The sequence below is a fragment of the Variovorax sp. AB1(2024) genome (assembly GCF_037482385.2).
In the GTDB taxonomy this organism is placed as follows: Bacteria; Pseudomonadota; Gammaproteobacteria; order Burkholderiales; family Burkholderiaceae_C; genus Variovorax.
In genome coordinates, this window is record NZ_JBBHKP020000001.1 from 5,599,672 (window position 1) to 5,612,456 (window position 12,785).

11 protein-coding genes and 1 tRNA gene are annotated in these 12,785 nt (G+C 67.6%); 9 read left to right on the plus strand and 3 right to left on the minus strand.

Translation table 11 applies throughout. The features are described from left to right. The first annotated feature begins 5 nt into the window (after window positions 1-5). Genes WIX39_RS26360 through rapZ form a run of 3 tightly spaced genes read left to right on the plus strand, consistent with a single transcriptional unit; the run spans window position 6 to window position 3,475 of the window. Complete coding sequence (locus WIX39_RS26360) at window positions 6-917, plus strand: NAD kinase (protein WP_106936924.1); 912 nt, start codon at window positions 6-8, stop codon at window positions 915-917. After that, window positions 918-2,600: a DNA repair protein RecN gene (gene recN / locus WIX39_RS26365; RefSeq protein WP_106936923.1), complete on the plus strand. Its 1,683-nt coding sequence runs from the start codon at window positions 918-920 to the stop codon at window positions 2,598-2,600. Continuing rightward, the gene (gene rapZ, locus WIX39_RS26370; RefSeq protein ID WP_106936922.1) at window positions 2,597-3,475 is read left to right on the plus strand and encodes an RNase adapter RapZ; all 879 of its coding nucleotides are present in this window, start codon (window positions 2,597-2,599) and stop codon (window positions 3,473-3,475) included. Before recN ends, rapZ begins: the two co-directional genes overlap by 4 nt. Before the next feature lie 10 nt (window positions 3,476-3,485). Here rapZ and mutY read toward each other — a convergent pair whose 3' ends face one another. From mutY to mutM, 3 genes are all read right to left on the minus strand, one after another. Continuing rightward, a complete protein-coding gene (mutY, locus tag WIX39_RS26375; protein WP_106936921.1) occupies window positions 3,486-4,532 on the minus strand; it encodes an A/G-specific adenine glycosylase in 1,047 nt (348 codons plus the stop codon). Beyond that, a complete protein-coding gene (locus tag WIX39_RS26380; RefSeq protein WP_106936920.1) occupies window positions 4,522-6,483 on the minus strand; it encodes a dynamin family protein in 1,962 nt (653 codons plus the stop codon). Before WIX39_RS26380 ends, mutY begins: the two co-directional genes overlap by 11 nt. A gap of 89 nt (window positions 6,484-6,572) precedes the next feature. Then, the gene (mutM, locus tag WIX39_RS26385; protein WP_081269879.1) at window positions 6,573-7,385 is read right to left on the minus strand and encodes a bifunctional DNA-formamidopyrimidine glycosylase/DNA-(apurinic or apyrimidinic site) lyase; all 813 of its coding nucleotides are present in this window, start codon (window positions 7,383-7,385) and stop codon (window positions 6,573-6,575) included. Between the two features lie 81 nt (window positions 7,386-7,466). Between mutM and WIX39_RS26390 the strand changes: the two genes are divergently transcribed. From WIX39_RS26390 to WIX39_RS26415, 6 genes are all read left to right on the plus strand, one after another. Continuing rightward, window positions 7,467-9,323, plus strand: coding sequence for a tetratricopeptide repeat protein (locus WIX39_RS26390; RefSeq protein ID WP_081269880.1), 1,857 nt, complete (start codon window positions 7,467-7,469; stop codon window positions 9,321-9,323). Window positions 9,324-9,325: 2 nt separating this feature from the next. Then, the gene (locus WIX39_RS26395; protein WP_106936919.1) at window positions 9,326-9,862 is read left to right on the plus strand and encodes a lipoprotein insertase outer membrane protein LolB; all 537 of its coding nucleotides are present in this window, start codon (window positions 9,326-9,328) and stop codon (window positions 9,860-9,862) included. Then, window positions 9,859-10,755, plus strand: a complete 897-nt coding sequence (gene ispE / locus WIX39_RS26400; RefSeq protein WP_106936918.1) for a 4-(cytidine 5'-diphospho)-2-C-methyl-D-erythritol kinase — start codon at window positions 9,859-9,861, stop codon at window positions 10,753-10,755. The genes WIX39_RS26395 and ispE overlap by 4 nt, the downstream gene beginning before the upstream one ends. Window positions 10,756-10,827: 72 nt before the next feature. Next, window positions 10,828-10,904: transfer RNA gene (locus tag WIX39_RS26405), tRNA-Gln, on the plus strand. 140 nt (window positions 10,905-11,044) lie between these two features. Then, entirely contained in the window at window positions 11,045-12,019 is a 975-nt protein-coding gene (locus WIX39_RS26410; RefSeq protein ID WP_081269883.1) for a ribose-phosphate pyrophosphokinase, read from the plus strand. An 86-nt stretch (window positions 12,020-12,105) separates the two neighbouring features. Continuing rightward, the gene (locus WIX39_RS26415) at window positions 12,106-12,783 is read left to right on the plus strand and encodes a 50S ribosomal protein L25/general stress protein Ctc (protein ID WP_409196263.1); all 678 of its coding nucleotides are present in this window, start codon (window positions 12,106-12,108) and stop codon (window positions 12,781-12,783) included. Window positions 12,784-12,785 lie beyond the last annotated feature (2 nt).

Here is a 12,785-nt window from a genome sequence, read left to right on the forward strand (position 1 = left end):
GAGATATGACCTCTCGCTTCCGTCACGTCGCCCTCATAGGCAAATACCAGGCTTCCGGCGCCCGCGCGCAGGCGGACGCGCGCGACGGCGTGATGGAAGGCATTGGCGCCTTCCTCGAATCCCAGGGGTGCAAGGTGTTCGTCGAGCGCTCGACCTGCGAGGACGACGCCGACGACGCGCCCGCCCATCCGCGCTACGAGGCCCTGTCGGTCGAGGAAATCGGCCAGCGCTGCGACCTCGGCCTGGTGGTCGGCGGCGACGGCACCATGCTCGGCATCGGCCGGCAGCTCGCCAGCTACGGCATTCCGCTGATCGGCATCAACCGCGGCCGGCTCGGCTTCATCACCGACATCCCGCTCGACAACTACCAGGCCACGCTGATCCCGATGCTGGCCGGCGAATACGAGGAAGACCACCGCAGCCTGATGCACGCGCGGGTCATGCGCGACGGCGCCTCGGTGTTCGACGCGCTGGCCATGAACGACGTGGTCGTCAACCGCGGCGCCACCTCCGGCATGGTGGAGCTGCGCGTGTCGGTCGGCCGGCATTTCGTGGCCAACCAGCGCGCCGACGGCCTGATCATCGCGACGCCCACGGGCTCGACCGCCTACGCGCTGTCGGCCGGCGGGCCGCTGCTGCACCCGGCGGTGCCGGGCTGGGTGCTGGTGCCGATCGCGCCGCACACGCTGTCGAACCGCCCGGTGCTGCTGCCCGATGCCGACGAGATCGTCATCGAGCTGGTGGGCGGGCGCGACGCCAGCGCCAATTTCGACATGCAGTCGCTCGCCTCGCTGGCGATCGGCGATCGCGTGGTGGTGCGCCGCTCCGACTTCCGCGTGCGCTTCCTGCATCCGCGCGGCTGGAGCTATTTCGACACGCTGCGCAAGAAACTTCATTGGAACGAGGGAGGCTCCTGAATGGCGCTGCGACGCATCGCACTGCGCGACTTCGTGATCGTGCGATCACTCGAACTCGACCTGTCCGGCGGCTTCACGGTACTGACCGGTGAAACCGGCGCGGGCAAATCCATCCTGATCGATGCGCTGCAGCTGGCGCTGGGCAACCGCGCCGACGCCGGCGCGGTGCGCGAAGGCGCCGAACGGCTCGACGTGAGCGCCGAATTCGATGCAGATCCGGCCTTGGCCTCCTGGCTCGACGAAGGCGGCTTCGAAGCCGGCGACGCGCTGCTGCTGCGCCGCACTGTCGACCTGCAGGGCCGCAGCCGCGGCTGGATCAACGGCAGCCCGGCCACGGCCACGCAGTTGCGCGAACTCGGCGACCGCCTGCTCGACATCCACGGCCAGCACGCCTGGCAGAGCCTGACCCGGCCCGATGCGGTGCGCGGCCTGCTCGACGCCTATGCGGGCGTGCGCAGCGACGCGCTAGACGCCGCCTGGAATGGCTGGCGGCAGGCGCTCTCCGCGCTCGAACATGCGCGCTCGGCGCAAGACTCGCTGCAGCGTGAGCGCGAGCGGCTGCAGTGGCAGATTTCCGAGGTCGCCAAGCTCGCGCCCGGCGTCGACGAATGGGAAGAACTGTCGACCAACCACTCGCGCATTTCCAACGCGCAGGCGCTGATCGACGCGGCGCAGGGCGCCAGCCAGGCGCTGGAAGACGAAGACAACGGTGCGCTCTCCGCGCTCTCGCGCGCGGCCACGCTGCTGAAGAACTGCGAGCACATCGAGCCGGAGTTCCGCAACCTCGGCGAAGTGCTGGCCTCCTGCGTGGCGCAGGCCTCCGACGCGGCCCACTCGCTGCACGGCTACCTTCGCGACGCCGAAGCCGATCCGCAAAGCCTGGCCGAACTGGACGAGCGCATGGGCCTGTGGATGTCGCTCGCGCGCCGCTACAAGCGCACGCCGGCCGACCTGCCGGCCTTGCTGGCCGGCTGGCAGGCCGAGCTGCAGGCGCTCGATGCGCAAAGCGATCTCGACGGCCTGGAACGTGCCGAGCAGAGCGCACAGCAGGCCTACATGAAGGAAGCCAAGGCGCTCGGCAAGTCGCGCAAGCAGGCGGCGCCGCGGCTCGCGCAGGCCGTCACCGAGGCGATGCAGGGCCTGGGCATGCAGGGCGGGCGCTTCGAAGTCGATCTGCAGCCGCTGGCGCAGCCCGGCCGCGCCGGCCTGGAAGAAGTGGCGTTCCTCGTGGCCGGCCACACCGGCAGCACGCCGCGCGCCATCGGCAAGGTGGCATCGGGCGGCGAGCTGTCGCGCATTGCGCTGGCCATCGCCGTGACGACCAGCCAGCTCGGCACCGCGCAGACGCTGATCTTCGACGAAGTGGATGCCGGCGTCGGCGGTGCCGTCGCCGAGACGGTCGGGCGCCTCATGAAGCAGCTCGGCCGCGACCGCCAGGTGCTCGCCGTCACCCATCTGCCGCAAGTGGCGGCCTGCGCGGACCACCACCTGGTGGTGGCCAAGCGCCAGACCGCGGCGGCCGGCAAGGAAGGCCCGCGCACCGAGAGCGGCGTGTCGCGCCTGGACGAAGACAACCGCGCCAGGGAAATCGCCCGCATGCTGGGCGGCGAGAAGGTTTCGCAGACTTCGCTCGCGCACGCCCGCGAGATGCTGGGCCACAAGACTTCCGCGGCCACGCCATGAACCTCGACCTGGTCCTCATCACGGGCATGTCGGGCTCCGGCAAATCGGTGGCCCTGCATGCGCTGGAAGACGCCGGCTACTACTGCGTCGACAACCTGCCGCCCGAGCTGCTGACGGCATTCATCGCCCTGCAGCACGAACAGCAGACGCCGCGCGTGGCCATTGCCATGGACGTGCGCAGCGGCGTCTCGCTGCCCATCGTTCCGCAGCAGCTCGATGCGCTGCGGCGCGACGGCGGGATCTCGCTGCGTTCGCTGTTCCTCGACGCCACCACCGACGCGCTGCTGCGCCGCTATTCCGAAACCCGCCGCCGCCATCCGCTCTCGCGCCAGGAAGGCCGCACCGACGTGCCCGAGCAGCATCGCGTGCTGATGCAGGCCATCGAGCTGGAACGCGAACTGCTGGCCGACCTGCGCGATGGTGCCGACGTGATCGACACCAGCCTGATCCGGCCGGCGCAGCTGCAGAGCTACATCAAGTCGCTGATCTCGGCGCCGCAGAGCGCGCTGACGCTGGTGTTCGAGTCGTTCGCCTTCAAGCGCGGCGTGCCGCTGGATGCCGACTACGTATTCGACGTGCGCATGCTGCCGAACCCGCACTATGTGCCCGCGCTGCGCCCGCTCACGGGACGCGACGAACCGGTGATCGAATGGCTGCGCGAGCACGACGACGTGGCGCGCATGTACGACGACATCGAGCAGTTCCTGTCGCACTGGCTCGATGCGCTGGCGCGCGACCACCGCAGCTACGTGACGGTGGCCATCGGCTGCACCGGCGGGCAGCACCGGTCGGTGTTCCTGGTGGAGCAGCTAGCGCGTTCGTTCGGCGCCCGCTGGGGTGCGCTCAAGCGGCACCGCGAACTCGACGCGAACTGACCGCCGGCTTCTATCGGGCCTCGCTGCTTTCCAGCAGCTTGCGCACCGGGGCCGGCAGGCCCAGCCGGCTCCACTCCTGCGCGTCGACCCAGCGCGCGCCTTCGCCGAGCGGCTGGGCGCCCTCGATCAGCACCGGGTGCAGGTGCAGGTCCTTGTGGGTCAGCACGTGCACGAAGGCCGGCATGTCTTGCGTGCCGCGTTGCGCGGCGGGCGGCAGCGCTGCGAGCAGGTCGTCGCGGCTGTCGAACACGGGCAGGCAGTGCAGCCCCGCCCATATGCCCTTCGCCGGCCGTTTCTCCAGCCACACGCGGCCCTGCGCATCGCGCGCCAGCAGCAGCCAGAGCGACTGGGCGCTGCGCTTGAGCTTGCGGGTCTTGACGGGGTAGCGCTCGGGCGCGCCCTCGCGCAGGCCCACGCAGCGCTGGTCGACCGGGCAGATCATGCAGCTGGGCTTGCGCGGCAGGCAGACCGTGGCGCCCAGGTCCATGAGCCCCTGCGTGTAGTGGGCGATGGCCTCGCGCTGTTCGGCGGGGGGCAGCAGCTGCGTCGCGAGATCCCAAAGGGCGCGCTCCTGCGCAGACGACGACATGTCGCCGCCGAAGCCGAGCACCCGCGTCAGAACGCGCTTCACGTTGCCGTCGAGGATCGCCACGCGCTCGCCGAAGCAGAAGGCGGCAATCGCCGCGGCGGTGGAGCGGCCGATGCCGGGCAGGGTCACGAGTTCCTGCGCCGTGCGCGGGAATTCGCCGCCGAAGCGCGCGACGACGTCCTGCGCGCAGCGGTGCATGTTGCGCGCGCGGCTGTAGTAGCCCAGGCCGCTCCAGAGGCCGAACACCTCGTCTTCGGTTCCGGCGGCCAGCGCCTTCACGTCCGGAAAGCGCTCGAGGAATCGCGCGAAGTAGCCGAGCACCGTCGACACCTGCGTCTGCTGGAGCATCACCTCCGACAGCCAGACGCGGTAGGGGTCGCGGGTGTTCTGCCACGGCAGCTGGCTGCGGCCGTGGCTGCGCTGCCAGGCCACGATCTGCGCGGCGAAGTCGGGGGATTCAGGCAGCACGCAGTTCGCCGGCGACAGCCGCAGCCTGCGGCTTTGCCTGCTGGGTGATGAGCGTGGTGAATTCGCGCAGCCGCAGATGAAGCTCGGCCAGGTTGCTTTCCTGCGCGGCGAGCTCCATCAGCCGCTCGTCGAGGTTGCCCGCCGCGCTCTGGATGCGCTCGATGGCCTCGATGCGCTTGCTGAAGTTGCGCCGGCGCTCCTTGAGCTGCGCATCGATCTGCGCGCTCGCGCCCTTGCTCCAGCGCTCGACCTCGGTCATGGCGGCTTCGTTCACCAGCCGCAGCCGGCTGGCCAGCGCGCGCACGAGCTTGTCGCAGAAATCGGCCTGCGCGAGCTTCAGCAGGTTGCCCACGCCGAGGTAGTGGATGTGGCTGCGCTCGATCTGGCTGAGCTCCTGCTCGAAGCCGGTGAGGTCGGGCTCCGCCGGTGCCTGCAGCGTGAAGCCCTGTTCGGCATTGAGCTGGCGGAAGGTGGCGTGCAGCATCGACTGGATCTCCGCCGTGGTCGCCTGCACTTCGCGCAGGTTGTTGCGCAGCGAGTCGAAGGTCTCCGCGTACACCTTGCGCACGCTGAGCTTCACGCCGGGGCGCTTGAGCGCGGCCGACAGCCGCACCATGTCGGCCTTGAGCGCGGTACGGCCGAGCACGGCATACACCTCGCGCAGCAGCTTGCCCTGCACCGAGCGCAGCGCCAGGATGCGCGTGTTGCTGCCCTCGAACTCGGCATGCTCCTGGTCGATGCGCGCGCGCATGTGGCGGATCACCGAGACATTCTTGCCGCGCAGCCCCTGCAGCTCGAGCGCCTGCTCGGACAGGTCGCGCTGGCGCACCTTCAGGATGCGTTCGGCCTCGACGCGCAGCGCGCTCATGCCGGCATCGACGGCCAGCCGCAGCATGGTCTCGCGCTTGCCGAGCACGCCTTCGCCGAGCAGCGCTTCTAGCGCCGGCAGGCGGCTGGCGTCGAGCAAGGGCACATCGCGTTGGATCTTGGCCTGCAGGCCCTTCTGCGCGGACACCGGCAGCACCTGCGCCAGCGGCACCTCAAGCAGGCGGGCCGCGCTTTCGCGCTGGCGCTCGATCTGCTGCGCGATCTGCGCGGGCGTGCTCAGCGTGTCCCACATGGTGTCGATCTTGTTGAGCACCACGAAGCGCGTGTTGTTGCCTTCGTCTTCGGTGATCAGGTGCTCGCGCCAGATGGAGAGGTCGGAGCGCGTCACGCCGGTCTCGGCGCCCAGGATGAAGACGACCGCGTGCGCCTGCGGGATCAGGCTCACGGTGAGTTCGGGTTCGGCACCGATCGCGTTCAGGCCGGGGGTGTCGAGAATCACCAGCCCCTGCTCCAGCAGCGGATGCGGCATGTTGAGCACCGCATGGCGCCAGCGCGGAATCTCGACGCGGCCTTCGGCGTCCTGCACCGGGTTGTCGTCGGGCGTCTCGTCGTCCCAGAAACCCAGCGTGCGCGCTTCGTCCTTGGCGACCCAGCGCACCTCGGCCACCTTGCTCATGGCCTGTGCCAGCTGCTCGGCATTGGCTACGTCGATGGCGATCTCGGTCCAGCGCGTGGGCTTTTCGCGCCAGTGCGCGAGCGAGTGCGGCTCCAGGCGGGTCTCGATGGGCAGCAGCCGCAGCTTGGGCGCAAGCGCGGGGTCGTAGCCCAGCTCGGTCGGGCACATCGTGGTGCGCCCGGCGCTCGCGGGCATGATGCGCCGCCCGTAGCCGGCAAAGAAGATGGCGTTGATCAGCTCCGACTTGCCGCGCGAAAACTCCGCGACGAACGCGACCATGACCTTGCTGGTGCGGATCTGCGTCTCGAGCCCGCGCAGGCGCTCGGCCACCGCCTGGTCGAGCAGCTCGTTCTCGGTCAGCCAGCGGGACAGCCACTGCAGCCGGCGGGCGAAATTGCTTCGCCAGGCGCCGTGCTGATCGAGTTGTTGGTTGAAGGAGCGGCTCAAGAGACAGATGTAAAAAAGAGCTTACAAATATAGCATCGAGAGGTAGGCAGCAACCGTTTTCGGCCCATTTAGCTCGACGGTTACATCCGCTATTTCTGGCAGTTGGGACAGTAATAGGTGGAGCGCTGCCCCTGCCTCAACAGCCGGATGGGCGTTGCGCAGACCCGACAGGGTTCGCCGGCCCGGCCGTAGACGGTTGCCTCGAGCTGGAAATAACCGTTCTGGCCGTCGATGTTGGAGAAATCGCGCAGCGTGCTGCCGCCCTTTTCCACCGCCCTTGCAAGGATCTCGCGCACCGCCGCATGCAGCTTGGCGGCACGCGGCCGGCTGATGCGCGCGGCCGACAGCGTCGGCCGGATGCCGGCCTGGAACAGCGCCTCCGACGCATAGATGTTGCCCACGCCAACCACCACGTCGCCCGCCAGCAGCACCTGCTTGACGGCGGTCTTGCGCTTCTTGAGCCCGGCATGGAAGACGTCGAGGTCGAAGTCTTCGCCCAGCGGCTCCATGCCGAGCCCGCCGAGCAGCTTGATGGCCCAGGGCGCGTCTTCGTTCTCCACATAGACGACGGCGCCGAAACGGCGCGGGTCGTTGAGCCGCAAGGTGCCCAGGTCGGTGACGAGATCGAAATGGTCGTGCGTGCCGGGCGGCGGCAGCACCGCATCGAAGCGCAGGCTGCCCGACATGCCCAGGTGCAGCAGCAGGATGCCGCGGTCGAGATCGATCAGCAGGTATTTGCCGCGCCGGCGCACCTGGAGCACGCGGCGCCCGACCAGCGCCTCGGGCAGCACCATCAGCGCCCAGCGCAGTGGTTTTCCGATGCGTACCGCGTCGATGCGCGCCCCGGCGATGCGGTCGGCAATGCCGCGCCGGGTGACTTCGACTTCGGGTAATTCAGGCATGAAAAGTAAATCTCCGGCAAATGCCGACGGCGACGAAGCCCCACGCGGCGCACGTTCAAAAGGCTGGATTATTATGGTCGGATGAACCTTCCGCCCCGCCGACACCGCCTTGCGGCGGCCGCGTCTCTCGTCTTGCTGGCCTGTGCCGTCCACGCGCAAACCAACGACCCAGCAGCCCCCGACAGCCCCGCTCCCATCATCGAACGGTCCGCGCCACGCAAGCCGGCGGCCAAGCCGCAGCAGACCGTCGTCGCCAAGGCAGCCGCTGCCGCCGAGCCTGCGGCGCAGCCGTCGGCACTGACCGCGGACCTGTTCTATGAAATCTTGATGGGCGAGCTGACGACCCGCTCCGGCGACCCCGGCTCCGGCTATGCATTGGTGCTCGACGCCGCACGCCGGCTGCGCGACGGCAAGCTGTTCCAGCGCGCGGTCGAGATCGCCCTGCAGTCGCGTTCCGGCGATGCGGCACTGGCGGCGGCCCGTGCCTGGCAGGAAACGCTGCCCACCTCGCGCGACGCCCGGCGCGTCGAACTGCAGATCCTGATCGCGCTCAACCGCATCAGCGAAACGACCGAGCTGCTGCGCGCCGAAGTGGCGGCCACCTCGCAGGTCGAACGGCCGCTGCTCATGGCCGTGATCGTGCGCAACTATTCGCGCGCGCCCGACAAGAAGCTGGCCGCCTCGGTGGTCGAGCAGGCCTTGTCCGACGAACTCAAGAACCCGGCCACCGGCGCGCTGGCCTGGGCCACCGTGGGCCGGCTGCGCCTGAACGCGGGCGATGCTTCCGGCGCGCTGGAAGCCGCTCGCAGGGGCCAGGAACTCGATCCCTCGTCCGACGCCCCGGCTGCTCTGGCACTCGAGATGATCGACCCCGGCCAGCCGCTGGCCGAGCCCATCGTCACCCGCTACCTGAACAACAACCCCAAGGCCGCCCCAGACCTGCGCGTGGCCTACGCCCGCGTGCTGGTCGAAAACCGCCGCTTCCCCGATGCCACCGCGCAGCTCCAGGCCCTCACCACGGCCCGGCCCGAACTGGCCGAGCCCTGGCTGCTGCTCGGCAGCCTGCAGATGCAGGCCAAGCAGGACGCGGCCGCCGAGGCCTCGCTCAAGCGCTTCATCGAACTCTCGGGCAACCAGGGCAAGGACGCGGGCGAAGCGGGAGACCGCCGCCGCAGCGTGTCGCAGGCGTACTTTGCACTGGCGCAACTGGCCGAGCGCCGCAAGGACTACGCGGCCGCGGAACGCTGGCTGTCGCGCGTGACCGGCACGGACGACATCGTCGCCGCCCAAACCCGCCGCGCGGCGCTGCTCGCGCAACAGGGCAAGCTGCCGCAGGCGCGCGAACTCATCCGGTCGCTGCCCGAACGCACGGCCGACGACAAGAAGCAGAAGTTCCTCGCCGAGGTGCAGCTGCTGCGCGACGCCAAGCAATACCAGGCGGCCTACGACATGCTGGCCCAGGCTTCAGCGGCCTCGCCGGACGACGCCGACCTCGTCTACGACCAGGCCATGGTCGCCGAGCGCCTCAACCGCCTCGACGACATGGAGCGCCTGCTGCGCCGGCTCATCCAACTCAAGCCCGACAACCAGAATGCGTACAACGCGCTGGGCTATTCGCTCGCCGATCGCAAGATCCGGCTCGACGAGGCACGCACGCTGATCCAGAAGGCGGTGCAGCTCGCGCCGGACGATCCGTTCATCGCTGACAGCCTGGGCTGGGTCGAATTCCGCCTCGGCAACACCACGGAGGCGATCCGCATCCTCGAAGCCGCGTACAAGACACGGCCCGACCCCGAGATCGGCGCGCACTTCGGTGAAGTGCTGTGGAGCAGCGGCCAGAAGGACCGCGCGGTCGCGATCTGGAAAGAAGCCTTGCTGAGCGACTCCGAGAACGAAACCCTGCAGGAAACACTCAAGCGCCTGCGCGTGAAGCCTTGAAGATGACGCTGGCAAAGGCGCTTGCGCCGCAACGGATCGATCACGGGCGACGCGTGCTGCTGGCCGCTGGCGGCGCTGCATTGCTCGTCGTGGCAGGCTGCGCCCAGCTGTCGGGTGGCGGCGCTTCGGCGCCCAAGGCTTCGGACAGCTGGAGCGGACGGATGTCGCTGCGCATCGAGAGCGAGCCTGTACAGACCTTTGCCGCGCTGTTCGAGCTGCGCGGCTCCGCAGACTCGGGCGATCTCACGCTCACGACCCCCATCGGCAGCACGCTTGCACAGCTGCACTGGTCGCCGGGCGAAGCACTGCTGAAAGACGGCAGCAACACGCGGCGCTTCGACTCCGTCGATGCGCTCATCGAAGCAGCCACCGGGGCAGCCATTCCGGTCGGTGCGCTGTTTGGCTGGCTGGCGGGCCGCAATGATCCCGTGCCTGGCTGGAAGCCGGACCTGGGGCAGCTCGCCAACGGCCGCCTGGCGGCGGTACGCGAAGCACCGAGCCCGCGGGCTGACCTGCGCATCGTGTTCGAGCGGTCATGAAGGCGATCTACGACCTTTCCGCGCCGGCCAAGCTCAACCTCTTCCTTCACATCACCGGCCGGCGCGACGACGGCTACCACCTGCTGCAATCGGTCTTCATGCTGATCGACTGGTGCGACACGCTGCATGTCGAATTGCGCCGTGACGGCCAACTGAGCCGCGAAGACCTCACGACCGAGCTGCCCGCGGACGACCTGATCCTGCGTGCTGCGCGTGCACTGCAGGCGTTCGCCGCGCCGGGCCAGGGAGCCCACATCGGCGTGGCCAAACATGTGCCGGCGCAGGCGGGCATGGGCGGCGGCTCTTCGGACGCGGCCACCTGCCTGCTGGCGCTGAACCGCCTGTGGGGGCTGAACCTGCCGCTCTCGCGCCTTGCCCACATCGGGCTGAAGCTGGGCGCGGACGTGCCTTTCTTTCTCGGCGGCCGCAATGCGTGGGTCGAGGGCATCGGAGAGCAGCTGACACCGGTTACACTCCCTGCCGCGCGTTTCGCGGTGGCCAAGCCTCCCGAGGGACTCGATACCCGATTAATTTTTTCAGCAACAGATCTTGAACGTTCAACTCCTGTTGCTATAATCACAGGCTTTGCTGCAGAGAGCGAATCGCTCGAAGCGACAAACCTGAAAAGCTCGGTTCTGAGCCCTTCGGTTTTCGACTTCGGCCACAACGACCTGCAGCCGGTTGCCCAGCGACTTTGCCCCGCGGTCACCGACGCCATCGAATGGCTCGGAGCCCAAGGGTTGAAGGCACGGATGACCGGCTCCGGAAGTTCGGTGTTCGCGAAAATGCCGCAAGCGCCGCAGGAAGCGGAACTGCTGGAAGCCCCCAAGGGCTGGCAGGTTCGTCAATGCAGCAACCTGGAAGTCCATCCACTCTGGGGATGGGCAACCTGAAAAGATGATCGGGCCGTTCATTCGGTTCGATGCGACATATATCGGTTGGTGGTGAAAATCATCGACCCGTGTAGGGGAGTCGCCAAGCTGGTTAAGGCACTGGATTTTGATTCCAGCATGCAAAGGTTCGAATCCTTTCTCCCCTGCCAAATCTTCAACGACTGCGGCCAAATGGCCGCAGTCTTCATTTGCAGCTCACCCGCTGCAATAATCGGCGGCCTACCGGTCGCCATGCATCACAAACCTTTTGGCGGCTTCCTAAGCCAATTTGCACTGCCGGGACGCGCTCATGCAGGCTAATCACCCTGATTTCATGGTTTTCACCGGTAACGCCAATCCTGGCCTTGCTGCGGAAATCGCGCACAACCTCGGTACTTCGCTGGGCGCCGCCCGCGTGGGCCGCTTCTCGGACGGTGAAGTCACCGTCGAGATCAACCAGAACGTCCGCGCCCGCGACGTGTTCGTGGTCCAGTCGACCTGCGCTCCTACCAACGAAAACCTGATGGAACTGCTGATCATGGTCGACGCGCTCAAGCGCGCTTCGGCCGAGCGGATCAGCGCCGTCATTCCCTACTTCGGCTACGCCCGCCAGGACCGCCGTCCGCGCTCGAGCCGCGTGCCCATCTCGGCCAAGGTCGTGGCCAACCTGCTGGAAACCGTCGGTGTCGAGCGTGTGCTCACGATGGACCTTCACGCCGACCAGATCCAGGGCTTCTTCGACATTCCGGTCGACAACATCTACGCCTCGCCGGTGCTGCTGGGCGACCTGCGCGCCAAGAACTACGAAGACCTGATCGTGGTTTCGCCCGATGTCGGCGGCGTGGTCCGTGCCCGCGCGCTGGCCAAGCAACTGAACTGCGACCTCGCCATCATCGACAAGCGCCGCCCGAAGGCCAACGTCAGCGAAGTCATGAACGTGATCGGCGAGATCGACGGCCGCAACTGCGTGATCATGGACGACATGATCGACACCGCCGGCACGCTGGTCAAAGCAGCCGAAGTGCTGAAAGAGCGCGGCGCCAAGAGCGTCTACGCCTACTGCACGCACCCGATCTTCTCGGGCCCGGCCATCGAGCGCATCACGCAGGGCTCGGCCCTCGACGAAGTGGTCGTGACCAACACCATTCCCCTTTCCGACGGCGCCAATGCCTGCGGAAAGATCCGCCAGCTCTCCGTGGCACCGCTGATCGCCGAAACGATCCAGCGCATTGCCAAGGGCGAGTCGGTGATGAGTTTGTTCTCGGATCAGGACAACCTGTTCTGACCGGGGCATGAAGCTGGCCTCCTTCGCAGGAGGCCTTTTTGAACCGGAGTCGCACTGGTCGCGGTGGACTCTCACAGGAGCTAGTTATGAAATTCGTCGCTTTTGAGCGCGCAAAGCAGGGCACGGGTGCGAGCCGCCGTCTCCGCATCACGGGCAAGACCCCCGGCATCGTCTACGGTGGCGACACCCAGCCGCAACTGATCGAGATCGATCACAACGCGCTGTGGCACGCCCTGAAGAAAGAAGCTTTCCACTCGAGCGTGCTCGAGATGGAACTCGGCGGCACGACCAGCAAGGTCCTGCTGCGCGACGTGCAGTACCACCCCTTCCGCCAGCTGGTGCAGCACATCGACTTCCAGCGCGTCGACGCCAAGACCCGCATGACCATGAAGGTGCCCGTGCACTTCAAGGGTGAAGAAGAATCCGAAGCCGTCAAGATCGACCTGAACCTGGTCAACCACGTGACGACCGAACTCGAACTGAACTGCCTGCCGAGCGATCTGCCCGAGTTCATCGAAGTCGACCTGTCGGGCCTGAAGAAGAACGGCACCGTCACGCTGAAGGACATCAAGCTGCCCAAGGGCGTGAAGTGGGTCAGCCACGGCAAGGTCAACCCGGTGCTGGCTTCGGCCGTGTCGCCGGCGGCTGAAGAAGTCGACGCTCCCGCCGAAGGCGCTGCCGATGCAGCAGCCGCCGCACCGGCCGGCAAGGGTGGCAAGGCTCCGGCCGCCAAGACCCCCGCCGCAAAGACTGCCAAGAAGTAATC

Excerpts from the sequence above, each read along its gene's own strand:
- WIX39_RS26415 (WP_409196263.1), top strand. The coding sequence starts at position 12,106 with ATGAAATTCGTCGCTTTTGAGCGCGCAAAGCAGGGCACGGGTGCGAGC.
- WIX39_RS26390 (WP_081269880.1), top strand. The coding sequence starts at position 7,467 with ATGAACCTTCCGCCCCGCCGACACCGCCTTGCGGCGGCCGCGTCTCTC.
- WIX39_RS26410 (WP_081269883.1), top strand. The coding sequence starts at position 11,045 with ATGCAGGCTAATCACCCTGATTTCATGGTTTTCACCGGTAACGCCAAT.
- WIX39_RS26395 (WP_106936919.1), top strand. The coding sequence starts at position 9,326 with ATGACGCTGGCAAAGGCGCTTGCGCCGCAACGGATCGATCACGGGCGA.
- recN (WP_106936923.1), top strand. The coding sequence starts at position 918 with ATGGCGCTGCGACGCATCGCACTGCGCGACTTCGTGATCGTGCGATCA.
- rapZ (WP_106936922.1), top strand. The coding sequence starts at position 2,597 with ATGAACCTCGACCTGGTCCTCATCACGGGCATGTCGGGCTCCGGCAAA.
- mutM (WP_081269879.1), bottom strand. The coding sequence starts at position 7,385 with ATGCCTGAATTACCCGAAGTCGAAGTCACCCGGCGCGGCATTGCCGAC.
- ispE (WP_106936918.1), top strand. The coding sequence starts at position 9,859 with ATGAAGGCGATCTACGACCTTTCCGCGCCGGCCAAGCTCAACCTCTTC.
- WIX39_RS26360 (WP_106936924.1), top strand. The coding sequence starts at position 6 with ATGACCTCTCGCTTCCGTCACGTCGCCCTCATAGGCAAATACCAGGCT.